The sequence below is a fragment of the Rurimicrobium arvi genome (genome assembly GCF_039540495.1).
Lineage (GTDB): Bacteria > Bacteroidota > Bacteroidia > Chitinophagales > Chitinophagaceae > Rurimicrobium > Rurimicrobium arvi.
Genome location: NZ_BAABEZ010000013.1, coordinates 21,828 through 41,738 on the forward strand (window position 1 = coordinate 21,828; position 19,911 = coordinate 41,738).

Below are 19,911 nucleotides of genomic sequence, written 5' to 3' on the forward strand. Positions count from 1 at the left end.
CTATGAACTCAGATTCAAAACCACTTACGCTTACTGAAAGCATCAGCTATACATTTCGCCGGATGCTGCGCTCCATACCTGTTGCGGCCATTACCGGAACGCTGGTCGCAGTATTCTTATGGTCACTGGATAAGGTTACGGATATACGTCTGCATCATGCGTGGCTGCTGTACCTTTTACCATTTGCAGGTATTGCTATTCATTTGTTGTACAAGGCCTGGGGTAAAGAATCAGAATCCGGCAACAATCTCATTATCGATGAAATTCATCGCCCGGACAAAGGTGTGCCTCCCCGTATGGCTCCGCTTATCCTGGTCAGCACAGTGATCACGCATCTGTTCGGAGGATCGGCCGGCCGGGAAGGAACAGCGGTGCAGATAGGCGGAAGTATGGCCCAATGGATCGGGAACAGGCTGAAAGTGCCGGCTGATGAGATACACATGATATTGATATGCGGTATTGCTGCCGGGTTCGGCGCTGTATTCGGAACTCCTTTTGCAGGAGCGGTGTTTGCAGTAGAGGTGCTGGCAATTGGCACGACATCCTACCGTAAGATCCTGCCGCCATTATTTGCGGCGGTCCTGGCAGATTATGTTTGCAGCACATGGGGTATCCATCATACCGTGTATCCTATCCGCAAAGCAATTGGCGGTCAGAATCTTTATTTGTGCGCTATGGCGCTGCTGATGGGAGCAGCATCGGGCCTGTGCGGCACGCTGTTTGCCCGCATTGCGCACCACGTGAAGCATCTGTCGCATCGGTTCATTCCGGGACCTGCATGGCTTATTCCGTTCTGCGGCGGAATCATTATCGTGTTACTGAGCCTGTTGCTGCATACCAGCGACTACCTGGGGCTCGGCGTTTATCCGCAGCATCCCGGCGGCGTGTCTGTTGTAAATGCTTTTAAAGAAGGCGGGGCCGGCGGGTTCAGCTGGTGGTGGAAAATGCTGTTTACCGCGATCACACTCGGCACAGGCTTTAAAGGCGGAGAAGTAACGCCGCTTTTCTTTATCGGCGCGACCCTCGGAAATACGATCGCTACACTGGCGGGCGTTCCCGTAGATTTGTTCGCCGGACTCGGATTTATTGCAGTCTTTGCCGGAGCGACCAATACGCCCGTTGCCTGCACCATCATGGGTATCGAATTGTTCGGGCCAGAATACGCCCTTTACTATACACTCGCATGTTTCGCGGCTTATTACTGTAGCGGGCATAAAGGTATTTACACCGCACAGAGGATACATAAACACAAATATGGCAAACGGATAGCATAGCTGTGTTGGCGGCTACAGAAAGACTACTTTTGCCTGTGAAAAGCAATTGCATCCTATGCATATTCTTATTATCGAAGACGATCTGCGCGTTGCCGAACTGATCCGCAGAGGCCTTGAGGAGCAAGGGTTCAGTACCGGGACAGCCCAGAACGGTATCGACGGCAAAAAGCTTGCAATGCTGCACGACTTCGACGCGGTGATCATGGATGTGATGTTGCCGCACCTGAACGGACTGGATCTCTGCAGGCAGCTCAGAGCCGCAAAACCACAGTTGCCGGTTATTATGCTCACCGCTTTGGGAACCACCGACGATAAAATAGACGGACTGGATTCGGGAGCGGATGATTATCTCGTGAAACCTTTTGACTTCCGCGAATTGCTGGCACGTATACGCGCGGTCACAAAACGTGCACGGGTGGCACAGGAGAAAACACCGGACAAAATCTGCATCGGAGACCTTACCTTATTTCCGATGACGCAACTGGTGAAGCGGGGAAGCACGGAGATCAGTCTTACGCCAAAAGAATTCAAATTACTGCACTTCATGATGCAGCACCAGGGCCGCGTACTTTCGCGTTCGGAGATCGCGGAAAAAGTATGGGACACCACTTTTGACACGGGCACCAACTTTATTGATGTATACATCAATTACCTGCGCAAAAAGATCGACAGGGATTTCGAAACGAAATTGATTCACACAAAACCCGGTATCGGATTTATTTTTAAAGAAGGATGACCATTCGCCTGCGGCTTACGCTATTGTTCACGATCCTGATCGCAAGCATCCTGGCGGTGTTTGCCTGCGCGATCTATTTTGCTTATGCATTCAATCGCGAAGAAGAATATTACAAGCGGTTGAAACAGCAGGCAATTACCAAAGCGAAGTTGTTGTTCGAAGTGAAAATAAGTCCCGGCGTATTGCAGCAGATACAGGCCTATTCTTCAAACGGACTCCACCGTGAGGAAGTAGCCATCTTCGACACAGCCAATCACCTGTTGTACCATGATGCCGTTGAACGCGACAAGGTTAAAGAAACACCGGAAATGATGCGGAAAATCCTGTCAAGGAAGGAGATACATTTTCTGCAGGGCGATCAGCAGGCGATCGGTATATTATATACTCAGGGAGGCAAACCGTATATCATCACGGCCGCAGCGCTGGATACCATCGGACTGGCCAAACAGCAGGCACTGCTGTATATACTTATTGTCAGCTTTTTGTTTGCAGTCGCACTTACCGCCCGCGCCGGAGTGTTCTTTTCACGCAAGGCATTGCAACCGGTATCAGACATGGTGGATCAGGCGGCGGAGATCAGCGCGCGGCACCTCGACCTGAGATTGCAGGCAGGAAGCGGTAAAGACGAACTCGCAGAGCTGGCGGCCACTTTTAATAAGATGCTGGACCGGCTTGAACAGTCGTTCGACGCGCAAAAGCAATTCGTATCTAATATCTCTCACGAACTCCGGACGCCGCTTTCGGCTATTATTACGGAACTCGAGCTGGCGCTATCGCAGTACCGCACAGAGGCTGATTACAAACACGCGATCGGCCTCGCACTTGCAGATGCGAAACGACTGGCCCGGCTCAGCAATGGTCTGCTGGATATGGCAAAAGCAAGCTACGACGAGTCGGAAATCATATTCCGCACCCTGCGTATCGACGAGCTGCTGCTTGATGCAAGACAATTTGTATTAAAATCCAATCCGGATTATCATATAGACCTGCATTTTGCCGGCAATACCGAAGAACCCGAAACACCGGAATGTTCCGGTAATGAATACCTGCTGCGCGTCGCATTTATCAACCTGCTGGAAAATGCCTGCAAATTTTCAGAAGATCACCGGTGCATGGTCAGCATATTGCAAACAGGAAACGCACTTGAGATCAGCTTCTCAGACAAGGGTATAGGCATACCGCCGCAGGACATTCCAAAATTATCCCAGACATTTTTCCGCGGACAGAACGGACATTATGCGCAGGGAAGCGGCATCGGATTGTCCCTCACCTACAAGATCATCGGTCTTCATAAAGGATCTATAGATATCAAAAGCACGCCCGGAGCAGGCACTTCCTTTACGGTATATATACCAAATTCTTAAACATTAGTTGCCGGAACCGGAAAATTCTAATAATTTTCTAATAGGTTTCCGATGGTATGCACAAAAGCCGCATGGTATTTTTGCGCGCTTCCGGGAATCGGTACAAATCTCCGGCCGACAATGATATCACTACGACATACAACTTTACTGATACTGACCGGGTTTTTATGGATGCCTGCCACCGCTCAGACACTGGGCTTCCGGCAGGCACTGAACAAAGCCCGCAGCTCCAGTCCTACGCTTAAGGTACTGAAGTATAATACCGGCATGGCGGAAGCCGACCTGATTACAGCGCGTACGCGGCAAAATCTGAACCTGAACAATCAGACCCTGCAGATGGTGCATCCGGAAAACTTCGCAAAAGACACCAGGTTCAACCAGCCGCAGAACAGACAGGTATGGTGGCAATTGACAAAACCGGTTGCCCTCAATAACCAACGCCACTATAAAATTGAGGCTGCTCGCAAATCCATTACCGTGGCAGAGCAAAATTATATGGATGCAGAACGGAGTGTACTGCTGGAAGTGGGCAACAAATGGCTGGATGTGTGGTACAATAAAATGACGCTCGACCTCGCAGAGCAGGCCCGGCGCAATGTAGATACGCTTTCCCAGACACAACAGATCCGCTTAAAGAACGAAGTAATCAGCAAAGCGGATTATACGCGTACGCAATTGCTGCTTTCCCAATACAACCTGCAACTAAAATCAGCACAGCAAAACTATCAGAACGAACTGCTGAACCTGGCCTTCCTGACCGGAACCGCTGTGGACGGCATCGACGCTAATGATGGTGTGGCGGAACAGGTGTTTTCCTGCACAGCAGACAGCCTTGTCGAACGCGCATTAAGACAGCGTCCCGATGTTCTGGCTGCACAAAGCGGTATCGAGGCCGCACAGGCAAATGCAATACTGCAGCGTAAGCTCGCACTGCCGGTTCCGGAACTCGGAGGTATTTGGAACCCTCAGAACACCGTCCCCTACGCAGGTATTTTTGCAACGATCCAGATACCCATCTTCGACAGAAACCAGGGCGCCATACGCAAAGCGCGTGTGAGCCTCGAACAGGCGAGAGAAACCTTGAACGGATTGCAGACACAGATGCAGACGGAAATACAGATAAGCTGTGCCAGCTATTATGTCAACAAGAATATTGTAGAGCAATACGGAGATATCCTCAATCAGTCGGAAGATGTACTGCACTCGGTTCAGTATGCCTACACCAGAGGCGGAACCACCATCATCGACTTTCTCGATGCGCAACGCAACTGGTACGACACGCGAAAGCTTTATTACGAGGCCCTGTACAATTACCGGAAAAGCTACCTGCAACTATTATTCACCACCGGAATCATTAATCAACTGTAGCCGATGCAAACACGACTCATACACCTGGGGATCATCGCCGGCCTGTTTTTCAGCGCCTGCCACAGCCCGCAGAAAGACCAGCAGAAAAAACCTTCAGACAAACCTGTCGTTACCGAAAACGGCGCACACATATTATTACCGGACGACACGGCAACCACTTCATTTTTTAAAGTGAGTCCGGTACTGCATGGCAACGAGAACGGCGCCTTTGTCGCACCGGCACGGGTGGTGGCAACTGTCGTGCGTTCGCGCGAGAATCCGGATCAGAACCTGGTGTTGTTTGACAACCCGGATCTTACAGCCAACTATACCGCATTGCTGCAGCACGTAATGAGCATACGTCAGCATCTGAACATTGTGCGTCAGAAAAACGCCATAGCGAGCCAGAAAGAAATAGAGGTATCCCGCTTCAGCGACCTTGCCGCACATGGAGCCGGTACCGGTAAAGAAGTGGCCGACGCCAAAACAGACCTGATCTCTGCCGAAACAGAAAAGGCCGTTGCGGAAACAGAACTGGCTAATGAAAAAACAGGTATCATCGAACACGAGGCGCGCCTGAAGCTCGCCGGCTTCGACCCGGAAAGTTTGATCCACGCCGACCTCGGAAAAGTCTGGCTTATCTGCGAGATTCCGGAAACCTTCGTGACAAAAGTACAGGAAGGCAATAGCTGCACCCTGTTCTTTACTGCATTCCCCGATACGAGCTTCACAGGCACCATAGAGGATGTGGGCGAAGTGATCGACAATATTACCCGCATGGTAAAGCTGCGCATAGGCATGCAGCATACAGGCTACCAGTTGAGAGCAGGCATGTTTGCGCAGGTACAGTTTGGGGTAAGCGAGGGAAACGTGCTTTCCGTTCCGAGATCTGCCGTGGTAACGGTGCAGGGCAAACAATATGTCTTCGTACGCGAGAACGCGAGATCCTACATCCGGAAACCGGTAACTACCGGTCCGCAAATAGGCGAACATATCCTTGTGTATGATGGCCTGCAAACCGGAGACCAGGTGGTGACGGAAGGAACCATGCAATTAAAAGGCATTTCGTTCGGCTATTAAACGGATTAAAAAAACTGCATCATGCTACAGGCTCAGATATACATCGATCGCGAAGATCTGCACGGCACGCAACCCGCATTTGAATTCATCATGTCCTTTTTGATCCGGCACGGCATAAAGGGCGCTACGCTCTTCAAAGCAATGATGGGCTTCGGACGCAACCACCGGCTGCAACGGCCTGAAGAGCTGTTCTCATTCGACGAACCGCCGCTGATGATCACTTTTATTGACAACGAAGAAACGGTAAAGAACGCCCTGCGCCTGCTCCGTAAGGAGTTTACAGGCGGACTCATCATCACTCATCGGGTAGACTTATTTGAAGCATGATCCGCAAAATACTCTTATTCTCTTTACGCAATCGCTGGGCAGTGATCATTGCCGCAGTGGTATTGTCTCTGGTTGGCTACTGGTGTTTCACCAAACTCAAGATTGAGGCCTACCCGGACATTGCAGACACCAATGTTATCATTGTAGCCCCCTACGACGGCCGCGCGGCGGAAGAAGTGGAACAGCAGGTGACCATTCCTATCGAACGTGCACTGAACAATGTTCCCCGCGTGCTGGATCGCCGCAGCCGCACGATATTCGGTCTTTCCGTAGTGCAGCTCACCTTCCAGGACGGAACGGATGATTACTTCGCAAGGCAGCAGGTGATCGAACGCCTTTCCTCACTTGATCTCCCAAATGGTGTAAGTCCTGAGCTCGCACCGCTGACCACGGCTGTCGGCGAAATTTACCGCTACGTGGTGGAAGCTCCCGCCAGCTTCACGCCGATGCAGTTGCGCGATCTCCAGGACTGGACCATCCGCCCGGCAATACTGCAGGTACCCGGCATCGCCGATGTGACCAATTTCGGCGGTCCCCTGAAACAATACCATATTCTTACCTCACCTGATAAACTCCGCAAGTACAATCTCACCTTACAGAACGTGATCGACGCGGTTCAGAAAAACAACCAGAACACCGGTGGAAACGTGATCGAACGCGGCGGTCAGGGCTTTGCCGTACGCGGACTCGGTGCGGTAAAAACGGAGACCGATATCCAGAACATTGTGATCAGCGCAATCGGCGGCGTTCCGGTATATGTCCGGGATGTGGCGAGTGTGGAAACAGCACCGCCTCCCCCATCCGGCGTGCTCGGATATGCCGTGCCCGATGAAGGAATCGACAAAGTAGGCTCGCCCGAAGGAATTATTCTGTTGCGGCGTGGTGAAAACCCCAGCGAGGTGCTGAAATTACTCAAGCAAAAAATTGCCGACCTGCAGGAAACCGAACTTCCGGAAGGTGTAAAACTGCGCGTACTGTACGACCGCAGCTTCCTGATCGACCATTCACTGGAGACCGTAGCCCATACGCTGTTTGAAGGTGTGAGCATCGTGATCATTGTATTGATATTTTTCCTGGGCAGCATCCGTTCCGCCCTTGTGGTAACGGCAACCATACCGTTTGCGCTGCTGTTTGCGTTTATCCTGATGCGCCTCACCGGTATTCCGGCAAACCTGCTTTCGCTGGGCGCCATCGATTTCGGGATCATTGTAGACGGCGCCTGTATTATGGCCGAACACCTGATACGGCGTTACAGGGAGGCCAGCGCCGAAGAACGCAAAGAAGGCATTATACGCATCACACTGAACGCTGCGCAGGAAGTGGGCCGGGAGATATTCTTCTCCGTTACGATCATCATCCTTGCCTATACGCCAATCCTGATGATGACACGCGTGGAAGGGAAATTATTTTCACCGATGGCGCTGACGCTTGCGTTTGCCGTGATCGGGTCCATGCTTTGCGCGCTCACCCTGATTCCGGTATTGATATCGTTTGCATACCGCAAAAACCTGGATGCCGGAGAAAATGTAAAAGCGCATAAGAACCGTATACTCGATTACCTGGAACAACGTTACCTCCGTTTGCTCGAAATACTGATGCGTCACTATAAAAGAACCGTGATCGTTTCCGGCACAATTATATTGATACTGATCGCACTGGGTGCGCGGCTCGGCTCCGAATTTCTTCCGGAACTGGACGAAGGCTCTATTTTTATGCGTGCGTTTCTGCCGGCAGGGGTTACGATACAGGAAAATGCCAAGATTGCTCCACGCATCAGAGAGATCATTTCCAAATACGGACCTGTGCGTTATGTGATCACACAGTCAGGACGCAACGACGACGGAACCGATCCCTTCCCTACGAACAGGACGGAAATACTGGTCGGACTGAAAGACTATAAACTATGGAGCGATACCATCAGTAAGAAGGAGCTGCTGAGCCGCATCCAGAAAGACCTCGAACGCAACCTGCCCGGTGCTTCATTCAACTCCGGGCAACCTATCATCGACCAGGTAATGGAGATCGTAACCGGCAGTGCCGCAGACCTGGCGATTTCCGTAGTGGGAGACGACCTGCACATGATGCGCCAGAAAGCAGACAGTATTGCGGCCATTGTACGCAACACACAAGGGTCTGCATCCGTAAACATCGAACAGGAAGGCAGGCAGGCACAGCTTTCCATCAACATCAACCGGGAAAATGCTGCCCGTTTCGGGATCAACGTTTCCGACATCCAGGCAATGATCGAAGCCGCAATCGGCGGAAAACCGATCGGCACGCTGTACGACGGCACCAAACGCTACGATATGGTGATCCGTTACCTGCCCGAAAACAGGAACACGATTGAAGCCATTAAAAACCTGCAGGTCCCCTCCGCATCCGGAGCGCTGATACCAATGGAACAACTGGCCGACATCCGTTTCATTGACGGCCAGACAAACATCTACCGCATCGACGGCAAGCGCATGGTTACCGTAAGAACCAATGTCCGCGGAAGAGACCAGGGTTCATTCGTAAGCGAACTGCAATCCAAAATCGGCAAACAGATCAAAGTGCCCAAAGGATATTCGATCATCTTCGGCGGTCAGTATGAGAACCTGGAGCGTGCGGGGAAACAGCTGTCCCTGACAATCCCGCTGACGATCATCATCGTATTCGTATTCCTGTTCATGCTGTTCAAAAACATGAAGCAGACCTTCGTAACGATGAGCTGTATCCTGTTTGCACTGGCGGGCGGCATCTTCGCATTATTCCTGCGCGGCTATCACTTCAACGTATCCGCAGGTGTCGGTTTTGTATCTATTTTCGGGATATCGGTAATGGCCGGGGTATTACTGGTGTCCGCATTTATGCGCGACACACACAGCGCCTGCGATCATTCCGCAGACTCGCTTAAGGCGGTTGCGGGAACCCAGTTCAGAGCAATACTCATGATGCTGATCGTAGCGATTATCGGTTTGATCCCTGCCGCCACCAGCACCGGCATCGGATCCGATGTGCAGCGCCCGCTGGCAACGGTGATCATCGGCGGACTCACCTTTACCTTGTTGTTCGCACCAACGGTACTCCCGTCCCTGTATTACTGGGCCGTTGTAAAAGCTGCAAAACCGGAGAAGATAAAACCAAAAGAAGATATACTTTAAAGGTCTGTTACCGCAGATAAGTCATTATCAGACTTTTTAATGATCACAAAGGGCTTCTGTCGCATTTTAACGACAGAAGCCTTTCCTTTTTAGCAAAATAAAGGACCTTTGCAGCAGCTATGAAAATTCTCGTCGTGGAAGACAATCATGATCTGGCCCTGAGCACACAGGAATTCCTGCTTAGGGAAGGATACATCTGCGAGATCAGCGCCTCTTATACCGAGACTGTGGAAAAGCTGAGCATCTTCACCTACGACTGTGTGCTCCTGGATATCATGCTTCCGGACGGCAACGGACTCGAGGTGCTCGATATGATGAAAAGCGAACACCAGAACACGAATATCCTGATCACCTCCGCCAAAAACTCACTCGACGATAAGATCACCGGTCTGGAAGGCGGCGCCGACGACTACCTGACAAAGCCTTACCATTTATCAGAACTCAATGCCCGGATCAGAACCATCTACCGGCGCAAAACACTGCAGGGAAGCGCTCTCCTTCGGTTCAACGAACTGGAGCTGAACACCAATACGTTTGAGGCATTCGTCAACGGTCAGTTGCTGGACCTTACCCGTAAAGAATTTGACCTGTTGCTGTATTTCATCATCAACAAAAACCGTGTCCTGTCGCGACAGGCAATCGCGACGCACCTGTGGGGCGACTACACCGACGACCTTTCTAATTTCGACTTCGTATATCAGCACGTAAAAAACCTGCGCAAGAAAATCAGTCAGGCAGGAGGCAACGACTACGTAACGACCGTTTACGGTATGGGCTATAAATTCAACGCAAATGAAACTGGTAAATAAATTCACGCTCTGGTACCTTGCGATTGTGCTTGCCTGTACCGTGGTCGGCACAATGACCACTTACCATACAATCAAATACCGCATCGATAAAGCTTCTACAGAACACCTGAAACAGGTGAACAGGCAGGTGGCCGAAGATCTGAAGAAGGGCAAACCCGTTCCGGCATACATCAACACAAGGGCAGTAAGCGTTACAGAAGTAGCAAAAGCCGGTACGGCGGACGAGGTGAGCCGGGTATGCGGCAAAAATGAGGGTAAACCCGGGGAAGCGGTGCTCACGGTGAGCAGCTACCATACGATCAACAATAAGAACTATAAGATCACAACGCTCGATCATGTTCCAAGCTCGGAAGAGGTGCTCACCGGACTGGAAATTTCCATCATCTGGAAATGGGCGATGATATTGGGACTTATCGGCATATCGGCAAGATTTGTATCCCGCATCATACTCGGCCCCTTCAAAAAAACACTGAAACAGGTAGACCGGTTCAATCTCGCACAAAAACAGAAGCTTGAATTCGAGCCGACCAACACCGCAGAATTCCGCGAACTGAATGCATTCCTGAAGAAAATGACCGATAAAGCGGTAGACGACTATGTTTCGCTGAAGGAATTTTCTGAAAATGCATCACACGAATTACAAACTCCGGTAGCCATCATGCGCGGCAAGCTGGAGTTGCTGATGCAGTCGGGTGTGAGCGGACAACAGGCAGCAATGATCACGGATGTACAGAATGCGGTGGAAAAGCTATCGCGCATCAACAGTTCGCTTACACTGCTCGCTCGCCTGGAAAACCACGAATACCACAGCAATACGGCCATCTGCATCAGCGAAGTGCTGAAAGATACAGTGGAAGACTATGAAGAACTGATCGAAATGAAAGGCCTTTCCGTTCACATCGCTATCGAAGACGATGTACAGCTGATATTGCATAAAGACCTGCTGGTGCTGCTGCTCAACAACCTGCTCAGCAATGCTATACGGCACAATATAACCGGCGGTCGCATTGAAGTTTTCCTGAACCAAAACCAGCTGACCGTCCGCAATACAGGTCCGCGCCTGGAACATCCTTCAGCGGATATGTTCCAGCGTTTCAAAAAAGGCAATAAATGTGAACAAAGCGTGGGTATCGGCCTTGCGATCGTGAAACAGATATGCGAACTGCACCGGTATGCGCTCAGCTACGCTACGGAAGGAGACTGGCATATACTTTCAGTCGGATTTAAAGGCAAAATAGCCGCTGCGGGCGAGGTTGTTTCCCAATCACCTCTATTGTCTGAAGTGGCATAATTGATTTTCCGGGCTGCCCCCAAAACGTCAGAACGAAGTTCTATACCTTATTGAATTTGTCGTTAAATTTCTGAGGAAGAAAATAGCCCTTGATACAATTGGGATTTCGTATACAGATCTGAATGTGATTTTTCTCTCGGAAGCCCGCGTCTGGATAGAGCTCCTTTCCTTCCCAAAAAACACCTCTGACAGAGTCGTAGGGAGGGAGCCTGCTGTCTTTTCTAAACTGATGAATCGTTTCAATTACGGCACAATCCAATTCACGGAGTATCAAATCAGCATTGTCTTTAAGAGGTTTGTTTTGGGGAATAATTTTTCCTACATGTCCGTAGGAGGTAGACATAAGATCGTACCCATCCTTTAATAGCTCCAGATTTTTGTAATCCAGAAGATCCAGACAATGTCCCATATCTAAAACCGCTCCGATTACGGCAGGACTTGTAACCTGGTTGGACCTGTTATGTTTATTGGGTAACTTACTCAGAAACGTAGCAAATTCCAATGCTCTGCTTGGACTATTATCCCAGAAATAAACACCGTTACCTAACCAGTCATATTTGTTCTTGCTATCCTTTAGCGAAGTTTTGCCGTGTAACAAGTCAGGAATCAAACGCTCATCGCAACCATGAAAAGCAAGTACTAATCCTGGCCTTGTGGAATACATAGGTGTTTATAAGGTTTTCTCAAATTACCCTTCTCTGTAATAATGCCTGTGCGGACCAGAAAAGCTTTCGAAGCCCGCTTATCTTTAGCCAGTTTCTTGGTATATCTCTTCATAGCGTCGGAGAATTCTCTTAATTCCTTATCAGACATGAGCCAAAAGTAAGATTTAATTTTTAAGACCGGGTAATTTAACAACTCCTGAATAGCCCGAAACTATACTATGCCTGTCTTTGCAGAACTAAGACTGATTTTATCAATATTACACTGCCCGCTTCAAAATTGCTTCAAAATGATGTAGTCACTTTGCACCCGTATTCGCAAAGAGAGGAACACCATGCATCATAAAAGGTTCATACTGTCACTATTAATATTGCTTACCTCGGGCGGCATTTACGCCCAGACACTCACACTCAGGGAAGCCGTCGCCAAAGGAGTCGCCAATTATGAAACGCTGAAAGCCAAAGACGCCTATGCACGCTCTTCAGCAGCTTCGGCCAGCGCGGCACTCCGGGATATGTTCCCGAATCTCGTGCTCAGCGCGCAACAGGATTATGGTACCGTAAACGGACAAAACGGTCCTCTGTACGGATTCGGAGGATTCGCCGCATCATCGTCAGGGCTGCCGCTGCAACAGCAAAACTGGAATGCGGCATTCGGCGCATTGTACCTCGCCAATTTCAACTGGGAGGTATTTGCGTTCGGAAAAGCCCGCAACCGCATGGAGTCGGCCAGAGCCGTTGCCAACCGGGACCGACTGGACTGGCAGCAGGAACTGTTCAGGCATGAAATAAAAGTCGCAGGCACTTACCTGAACCTGCTCGCAGCGCAAAAGCTCGTTTACTCCTACGAAAAGAATTTACTGCGCGCCGATACTTTCCGCCGCGTTGTACGGGCAAAAGCACTGAACGGACTCGTCGCCGGCGTCGATTCCTCACAGGCCAATGCAGAAGTCTCCAATGCCCGGATCGCGCTAACCAAAGCCCGCGACCAGGAACAGGAACAGGCCAATCAGCTGGCGCTGCTCACCGGATTGCCCGAATCAGAGTTCCTGCTGGATTCCTCTTTCCTGCAAAAAATACCAACGGGCGTTCTGCAGACAGAAACCGTCGTGAGCACGCACCCCGTACTTCAATGGTATGACAGCCGCGTCTACCAGAGTAAAAAGCAAACAGATTACCTGCGCTCCTTCTATTACCCTTCTCTCTCCTTCGTATCCATTTACCAGACAAGAGCCTCCGGATTCGGAAACGGCTATGCCAGCAACCAGAACGACTATACCCATGACTATTGGACAGGCATTTCTCCGACACGCTCCAACTACCTGGTGGGGCTCGGACTCAACTGGAACCTTACACAACCCTATCGGAGCGCACAACAGGTAAAAGCACAGCGCCTGATAACACAGGGCTTACAGGATGAATACGATCTGGCGCAGCGTCAGTTGCAATTGCAATCAGAGCTTGCCGGCAATAAGATGCGCTTTGCACTCGACAACTATAATGAAGTGAACATCCAGGTAAAAGCGGCTTCAGATGCCTACCAGCAAAAGTCGGTGTTATACAAAAACGGACTGACCAACCTCGTGGATCTCACACAGTCAATGTACACGCTGATACGTGCAGAGACCGAACGCGATATAGCCTACTGCAATGTCTGGCAGGCCCTGCTGCTGAAAGCAGCCGCAAGCGGCGACTATAATCTTTTTGAATCCCAACTCTAAATCAATACCAGCTATATATTATGAATCTCATCCGCTTCGCGCTCAGAAAACCCATCACCATTCTTGTATTGGTTGCGGGACTGTTTTTCTTCGGAGTGAAGGCTGTGCGCAGCATCAAGATAGACATCTTCCCCAAGCTGGATATGCCGGTGATCTATGTCTCACATCCGTTCGGCGGATACACTCCCACGCAGATGGAAGCGTTCTTCGCAAAACAATACATCAACATATTCCTGTTTGTAAACGGGATCAAAAGCATTGAAACGAAAAACATCCAGGGCCTTACCCTGATGAAGATCAACTTCTACCCGGGCACCAATATGGCGCAGGCGGCAGCGGAAGTAAGTGCGTTCTCAAACCGCATCCAGGCTGCATTCCCACCCGGATCAAATCCACCGTTTATTATCCGCTTCGACGCTTCCACCCTACCCGTAGGCCAGATGGTACTCAGCAGCGAAAAACGCAGTAACAACGAATTGCTGGACCTTGCAAACGTATATGTACGCTCCTCTTTCACCTCCATACCGGGACTGGTTTCTTCGCCTCCTTTTGGCGGGAACGTAAGAACGGTGGTGATCAAAGCGGATCCGGAATTGCTGCGCCAGCACAACATGACGCCTGACCAGCTGGTGGAAGCCATGCGTCTGAACAACCAGACAGCGCCCTCCGGTAATGTGCGTATAGGCGACAAAAACTATATCACACCCGCCAATACCACGATCAAAACAATTAAAGATTTTGAAAACATTCCGCTGTTCAAAGGTTCGGTACAAAACCTGTACCTGCGCGATGTGGCCACAGTAGAGGATGGCGCAGATATCACTTCGGGGTATGCACTGGTAAACGGGCGCCGGTCGGTTTATCTCAGTATCGCAAAAAGTGCCGATGCATCCACCTGGGAAGTAGTGCAGAACCTGAAAGCCGCCATTCCGAAAATGCAGGCCCAGTTACCCGAAGACGTAAAGCTCAGTTATGAGTTCGACCAATCCACTTATGTGATCAACGCAGTGGAAAGCCTGCTTCACGAAGGCATTATCGGCGCTATACTGACCGGTCTTATGGTAATGCTTTTCCTGAAAGATGTGCGTGGTGCACTGATCGTGATCATGACCATCCCCACCTCCATCGTATCGGCAGTTCTGTTCCTGAACCTGTTCGGACAAACGATCAACATCATGACGCTGAGCGGACTTGCGCTTGCGATCGGTATTCTTGTGGATGAAAGCACGGTAACCATCGAGAACATACACCAGCACCTGGATATGGGCAAACCCAAATCGCTTGCCATATGGGACGCATGTAAGGAGATCGCGTTCCCCAAACTGCTGATCCTGTTCTGTATCCTCGCGGTGTTCGCTCCGGCATTTACGATGGGCGGGATACCCGGATCATTGTTCCTGCCGCTGGCATTGGCTATCGGTTTCTCCATGATCATTTCCTATTTTCTGGCGCAGACCTTTGTACCGGTAATGGCCAACTGGCTCATGAAGGTGAAGCACCATGGCCCGCAGCATGCGGAAGTCGGGACAACGGCAAAAGAGCACCTTGCACAACGTGCCGATACAAACAGTAATGGAAAAGTATCGGGTTTTGAAAAACTCAAGCAACGTTACCTGAGCCTCATCGACCGTATGATGCCCTACCGGAAACAGATCGTATCGGCTTACCTGGTGCTGATCACAGTATGTGCAGCTTTACTGTTGAATGGTATCGGACGGGATGTACTGCCTAAGGTAAACGGGAAACAATTCCAGCTGCGCATGCGCCTGCCCGACGGCACCCGTGTAGAGCGTACCGAAGAGCAGACGATCAGGCTGATCGAGGGTATCAGAGAGATCACGGGGAAAGACAATATTTCCATCACTTCGGCCTACGTCGGCACACACCCGCAACTGTTCTCTATCAGTCCGATATTCCTCTGGATGGCCGGACCGCATGAAGCAGTGGTACAGGTGGCGCTGAGCGAGCATTACCATACCGACCTGGATGAACTGAAAGATAAGATTCGCGCAAAGGCAAAACAGATCAACAATTCCATGAAGCTGTCCTTTGAACCGATCGAGCTTACGGATAAGATTCTGAGTCAGGGATCGCCCACACCTATAGAGGTGCGCTTCTCCGGACGTAATAAATCACAGAATGAAGCGTACGCCAAAAAGCTGGTTGCTGCCTTACAAAAAGTAGATTACCTGCGGGACGTGCAGATCGGCCAGTCAATCTCCTATCCTTCAGTGAACATCAGCATCGACCGCGTACGTGCTGCACAGCTGGGAGTGGATATGAGTGATGTGTCGCGTTCCCTGATTGCTTCCACCTCTTCTTCCCGTTTTACAGAAAAGAACGTATGGGTGGATGAGAAAGGCGGATACAGCTACAGCGTACAGGTGGAAGTTCCGGAAAGCAAAATGGCAAGCCAGGAAGACATCCGTGAAATCCCGTTGTTGAAAAACGCACCCCGTCCTGTATTGGGAGATGTGGCCACATTGAGTACCGGCACTACCTATGGCGAAACGGATAACCTCGGCGCAATGCCTACCCTCACGGTCACCGCGAATATATCCGGTGAAGACCTGGCTCAGGCAGGAAAAGATGTGCGTACGGCAATTGCCGGACTCGGGGAATTACCCCGTGGCCTGAACGTTGAATTGATCGGACTGAGCAATACGCTCAATGACACACTGGACAGTCTGCAAAACGGCCTGATCATTGCGATTGTGGTGATCTTCCTGATGCTGGCTGCCAATTTCCAGTCGTTTAAAGTATCGGGCGTAGTGCTTACCACGGTGCCCGCGGTGATCATGGGATCGCTGCTGCTCCTCCTTGCATGCCGCTCCACGCTGAACCTGCAGTCGTATATGGGTATCATCATGTCGGTAGGGGTGTCCATTTCCAACGCCGTACTGCTGATCACGAATGCGGAGCAACTGCGTAAGCATAACGGCAACGCGCTGCAATCCGCAAGAGAAGCCGCATCCCTGCGCCTGCGCCCGATCGTGATGACTGCCCTCGCAATGGTGGTGGGTATGATACCGATGGCAATGGGCATCGGTGATGCCGGAGATCAGACCTCTCCACTCGGGAGGGCCGTGATCGGCGGACTGATCGCATCCACCTTCGCGGCCTTACTGATCCTGCCGCTTGCCTTTGCATGGGGACAGGGAAAAGCGACCACGCAAAGCGTATCTCTTGATCCGGAAGACCCGGAAAGCAAATTCTTCTATGCAACACCCAACCAATAGTTTCTCAGCAATGATACTTTACCAACAATACAAACATTTGCCGGCAGCATTACTGCTCCTTGCAGGAACCGGCTTACTCAGCTGCTCAGACAAGCATAACGCAGCTGCGCCGCAACAACAGGAAGCACCGGCACTGCAGGCATTCCGCCTGTCTAAAGCCTCCCTGAACTCCGGCGTACAGATACCCGGTGAACTACAGGCATACCAGCAGGTGGATCTTTACGCCAAGGTCAACAGCTTCGTTAAAAAACTATATGCCGATGTGGGCACCCGCGTAAAAGCAGGACAGCTGCTGGCAACACTGGAGGCACCCGAACTGAGTGCACAGATGTCCGCCGCCACCTCCCGGCTCAAATCCCAGGAAGCGATCTATCTCTCCAGCAAAGCAACCTACGACCGCCTGCTGCAAACAAGCCAGACGCCCGGAACGATTTCACAAAACGACCTGGACCTGGCCCTCGCGCGCCAGAAATCCGACCTCGCACAACTGGAGGCCGCAAGGGCAGCACAGTCGGAAGTTGGTGTGAACAACGACTACCTGCAGATAAGAGCTCCTTTCGACGGAGTGATCACCGCGCGGAATGTAAGCGCCGGTGCATATGCAGGACCTTCCGGCAAAGGTTCCGAAATGCCCCTGTTCACCTTGCAGCAACAGGACAAACTTCGCCTGGTGGTGAGTGTGCCCGCTGCTTATGCAGGTGCTGTCAACGACAGCACCGGTGTGCGCTTTTCCGTAAAATCGTTACCTGATCAGCAATTCACGGCCCACGTAAGCCGGCTTGCCGGAGCGCTCGACAACCGACTGCGCGCCCAAAGGACCGAAATGGACGTAGAAAACAAAAACCACATCCTCCTTCCGGGAATGGTGGCCGAAGTACAGCTGCAGCTACGCGGAGCCGGCAATATTTTTGTCGTACCCAACAGCGCTGTGCTGCAATCCACGGAGGGTACCTTCGTGATCAAAGCAGATCAGCAGAAAGCCATATGGATTCCCGTAGCCACGGGGCGCAGCGATACCGCACAGACACAGGTATTCGGCGAACTGCACGACGGAGATGTGATCATTCGTAATGCCAGTGAGGAGATCCATAAGGGGAGTTCGCTCGGCAAACTCAACATACAGTAAACAAAACAGGAAACAGGAGAAGACCGGCTGATGCCGGTCTTTTTTTATGCATACCAAATTGCCAGCTTCGCACCTTCCCTTTCCGGAGGAAACCTTTATCTTGGAGCACAACAATCAAACGCCCTCAAATTTTTTTATGCAACAGGAATCTCGTAAAAATCTGGGACTGCTCATCCTGGTCGCCTCCCTCGGCTATTTTGTAGACATCTACGACCTGGTCATTTTCTCTATCGTGCGCGTCAAGAGCTTCAGGGAAATAGGCGTAGCCGAAGAACTGCTTCGTACCAAAGGTGAGTTTGTGATCAACATGCAGATGTTCGGTCTGCTCATCGGCGGCTTCATCTGGGGAATTATCGGAGACAAATACGGAAGGCTGAAAGTACTGTTCGGATCTATCCTGCTGTATTCGCTGGGTAATATTGCGAACGGATTCGTACACGACGTGAATACCTATGCGTGGATACGCCTTATTGCCGGGATCGGGCTTGCAGGCGAGCTCGGAGCGGGGATCACGCTCGTGAGTGAGAGCATGAGTAAGGAGAAGCGTGGCTACGGAACGATGATCGTTGCCGGCATCGGTGTATTGGGTGCGGCAGCGGCTTACTTTGTATCGGAACATTTCAACTGGCGCAATGCGTATTTCGTGGGAGGTGGCATGGGACTGCTGCTGTTATTAATGCGCGTGGGCATTTTCGAATCGGGCATGTTCCGCTCGGCCGAACTGCAACATGTGGCGAAAGGCAGATTCTCGATGATCCTCACCGACCGCAAGCGACTCATGCGCTACATTTACTGTCTCGGTATCGGACTGCCTTTATGGTACGTGGTGGGCATCCTGATCACGCAGGCACCGGAGATCGGTAAAGCGCTGAGCAGCACCGAAACGCTCAGCGCAGGGAAAGGAATCATGATCGCATACATAGGTCTGTCTATCGGGGAAGTACTCGCAGGTCTGCTGGCGCAGCTTACCAGATCCCGCCGCTTCGTGATGATGGTATTCCATATCGTGTCACTGGGCATCGCATGCCTGTATCTTTCCAGTAAAGGCATGGACGAATCTAAGTTTGCAACCATAGCCTTTTTCCTGGGTATGTCTGTCGGATACTGGGCCACTTTCGTAACCATTGCTTCGGAACAGTTCGGCACCAATCTGCGCGCGACGGTGACCACCACCGCACCCAACTTTATCCGCGGTGCACTGATCCCGATCACCTTCGCGTTTGAATTCTTTGTGGCACGTTACGGTATCATCCAGGCCGGATATATCATGATGTTTATCCTTAGCGGTCTGTCACTGATCTGCACATACAAAATACGCGAAAGCTTCGGGCTCGATCTGAATTATCTGGAAGAATAGCACAGCCGGATAAGATTGGTGTTGCTATGCCACGGTCGTCCCCGCACGACCATCAAACCCCACCCAGGGTGTGTCATTGCGCGCCAATGAGCGAAGGGTTGGAACAACCCAAGTGAAGAAGGCAAAGCAATCTCAAACGCGTACTGTAAAGATTGCTCCCGATAGCTATCGGGATCGGGAGGGGCCGGGGGTGGGTCTGAAAAATACGATGAGCGTAGCGTGTGCAAAAATAAGATTGCTTCGACGCGCCTCAGCGAAGGGCTATACGCGTCTCGCAATGACGAGAAACCGAAACCCACCCCTGCCCCCTCCGGGGAGGGGAAACCAGCGTGTGTGAGCAGCGTGCAAGCATTCTCGCACGACCATCAAACCCCACCCAGGGTGTGTCATTGCGCGCCAATGAGCGAAGGGTTGGAACAACCCAAGTGAAGAAGG

14 protein-coding genes are annotated in these 19,911 nt (G+C 51.1%); 13 read left to right on the forward strand and 1 reads right to left on the reverse strand.

The features are described from left to right. Nucleotides 1-2: 2 nt before the first annotated feature. The 9 genes from ABD846_RS04845 (at nt 3) to ABD846_RS04885 (ending at nt 11,371) form a co-directional block, all read left to right on the forward strand. Nucleotides 3-1,274 carry a voltage-gated chloride channel family protein gene (locus ABD846_RS04845; RefSeq protein WP_344823228.1) on the forward strand — a complete coding sequence of 424 codons (1,272 nt, stop codon included), beginning with the start codon at nt 3-5 and terminating at the stop codon, nt 1,272-1,274. Nucleotides 1,275-1,329: 55 nt separating this feature from the next. After that, entirely contained in the window at nt 1,330-2,010 is a 681-nt protein-coding gene (locus tag ABD846_RS04850; protein WP_344823230.1) for a response regulator transcription factor, read from the forward strand. Then, on the forward strand, nt 2,007-3,374 hold the full coding sequence (locus tag ABD846_RS04855; RefSeq protein WP_344823232.1) for a sensor histidine kinase: 1,368 nt from the start codon (nt 2,007-2,009) through the stop codon (nt 3,372-3,374). The genes ABD846_RS04850 and ABD846_RS04855 overlap by 4 nt, the downstream gene beginning before the upstream one ends. A gap of 120 nt (nt 3,375-3,494) precedes the next feature. Beyond that, complete coding sequence (locus ABD846_RS04860) at nt 3,495-4,742, forward strand: TolC family protein (protein WP_344823234.1); 1,248 nt, start codon at nt 3,495-3,497, stop codon at nt 4,740-4,742. 3 nt (nt 4,743-4,745) lie between these two features. Further along, the gene (locus ABD846_RS04865) at nt 4,746-5,801 is read left to right on the forward strand and encodes an efflux RND transporter periplasmic adaptor subunit (protein WP_344823236.1); all 1,056 of its coding nucleotides are present in this window, start codon (nt 4,746-4,748) and stop codon (nt 5,799-5,801) included. 21 nt (nt 5,802-5,822) lie between these two features. Beyond that, the gene (locus ABD846_RS04870) at nt 5,823-6,128 is read left to right on the forward strand and encodes a DUF190 domain-containing protein (RefSeq protein WP_344823238.1); all 306 of its coding nucleotides are present in this window, start codon (nt 5,823-5,825) and stop codon (nt 6,126-6,128) included. Continuing rightward, the gene (locus ABD846_RS04875; RefSeq protein ID WP_344823240.1) at nt 6,125-9,271 is read left to right on the forward strand and encodes an efflux RND transporter permease subunit; all 3,147 of its coding nucleotides are present in this window, start codon (nt 6,125-6,127) and stop codon (nt 9,269-9,271) included. The genes ABD846_RS04870 and ABD846_RS04875 overlap by 4 nt, the downstream gene beginning before the upstream one ends. A gap of 119 nt (nt 9,272-9,390) precedes the next feature. Continuing rightward, nucleotides 9,391-10,080: a response regulator transcription factor gene (locus ABD846_RS04880; RefSeq protein WP_344823242.1), complete on the forward strand. Its 690-nt coding sequence runs from the start codon at nt 9,391-9,393 to the stop codon at nt 10,078-10,080. Beyond that, the gene (locus ABD846_RS04885; protein ID WP_344823244.1) at nt 10,064-11,371 is read left to right on the forward strand and encodes a sensor histidine kinase; all 1,308 of its coding nucleotides are present in this window, start codon (nt 10,064-10,066) and stop codon (nt 11,369-11,371) included. Before ABD846_RS04880 ends, ABD846_RS04885 begins: the two co-directional genes overlap by 17 nt. Nucleotides 11,372-11,411: 40 nt before the next feature. On the opposite strand, the gene ABD846_RS04890 is transcribed toward ABD846_RS04885, so the two are convergent. Further along, nucleotides 11,412-12,035 carry a hypothetical protein gene (locus tag ABD846_RS04890; RefSeq protein ID WP_344823246.1) on the reverse strand — a complete coding sequence of 208 codons (624 nt, stop codon included), beginning with the start codon at nt 12,033-12,035 and terminating at the stop codon, nt 11,412-11,414. A gap of 333 nt (nt 12,036-12,368) precedes the next feature. Between ABD846_RS04890 and ABD846_RS04895 the strand changes: the two genes are divergently transcribed. The 4 genes from ABD846_RS04895 to ABD846_RS04910 all read left to right on the forward strand — a co-directional run bounded on the left by ABD846_RS04895 (nt 12,369) and on the right by ABD846_RS04910 (nt 19,476). Further along, nucleotides 12,369-13,754, forward strand: coding sequence for a TolC family protein (locus tag ABD846_RS04895; protein WP_344823248.1), 1,386 nt, complete (start codon nt 12,369-12,371; stop codon nt 13,752-13,754). Between the two features lie 20 nt (nt 13,755-13,774). Continuing rightward, complete coding sequence (locus ABD846_RS04900; RefSeq protein WP_344823250.1) at nt 13,775-16,993, forward strand: efflux RND transporter permease subunit; 3,219 nt, start codon at nt 13,775-13,777, stop codon at nt 16,991-16,993. Between the two features lie 10 nt (nt 16,994-17,003). Beyond that, complete coding sequence (locus ABD846_RS04905; protein ID WP_344823253.1) at nt 17,004-18,119, forward strand: efflux RND transporter periplasmic adaptor subunit; 1,116 nt, start codon at nt 17,004-17,006, stop codon at nt 18,117-18,119. A 136-nt stretch (nt 18,120-18,255) separates the two neighbouring features. Beyond that, a complete protein-coding gene (locus tag ABD846_RS04910; protein ID WP_344823255.1) occupies nt 18,256-19,476 on the forward strand; it encodes an MFS transporter in 1,221 nt (406 codons plus the stop codon). The last annotated feature ends 435 nt before the right edge of the window (nt 19,477-19,911 follow it).

Excerpts from the sequence above, each read along its gene's own strand:
- ABD846_RS04905 (WP_344823253.1), top strand. The coding sequence starts at position 17,004 with ATGATACTTTACCAACAATACAAACATTTGCCGGCAGCATTACTGCTC.
- ABD846_RS04885 (WP_344823244.1), top strand. The coding sequence starts at position 10,064 with ATGAAACTGGTAAATAAATTCACGCTCTGGTACCTTGCGATTGTGCTT.
- ABD846_RS04865 (WP_344823236.1), top strand. The coding sequence starts at position 4,746 with ATGCAAACACGACTCATACACCTGGGGATCATCGCCGGCCTGTTTTTC.
- ABD846_RS04850 (WP_344823230.1), top strand. The coding sequence starts at position 1,330 with ATGCATATTCTTATTATCGAAGACGATCTGCGCGTTGCCGAACTGATC.
- ABD846_RS04845 (WP_344823228.1), top strand. The coding sequence starts at position 3 with ATGAACTCAGATTCAAAACCACTTACGCTTACTGAAAGCATCAGCTAT.
- ABD846_RS04870 (WP_344823238.1), top strand. The coding sequence starts at position 5,823 with ATGCTACAGGCTCAGATATACATCGATCGCGAAGATCTGCACGGCACG.
- ABD846_RS04900 (WP_344823250.1), top strand. The coding sequence starts at position 13,775 with ATGAATCTCATCCGCTTCGCGCTCAGAAAACCCATCACCATTCTTGTA.
- ABD846_RS04875 (WP_344823240.1), top strand. The coding sequence starts at position 6,125 with ATGATCCGCAAAATACTCTTATTCTCTTTACGCAATCGCTGGGCAGTG.
- ABD846_RS04855 (WP_344823232.1), top strand. The coding sequence starts at position 2,007 with ATGACCATTCGCCTGCGGCTTACGCTATTGTTCACGATCCTGATCGCA.
- ABD846_RS04895 (WP_344823248.1), top strand. The coding sequence starts at position 12,369 with ATGCATCATAAAAGGTTCATACTGTCACTATTAATATTGCTTACCTCG.
- ABD846_RS04910 (WP_344823255.1), top strand. The coding sequence starts at position 18,256 with ATGCAACAGGAATCTCGTAAAAATCTGGGACTGCTCATCCTGGTCGCC.
- ABD846_RS04860 (WP_344823234.1), top strand. The coding sequence starts at position 3,495 with ATGATATCACTACGACATACAACTTTACTGATACTGACCGGGTTTTTA.
- ABD846_RS04880 (WP_344823242.1), top strand. The coding sequence starts at position 9,391 with ATGAAAATTCTCGTCGTGGAAGACAATCATGATCTGGCCCTGAGCACA.
- ABD846_RS04890 (WP_344823246.1), bottom strand. The coding sequence starts at position 12,035 with ATGTATTCCACAAGGCCAGGATTAGTACTTGCTTTTCATGGTTGCGAT.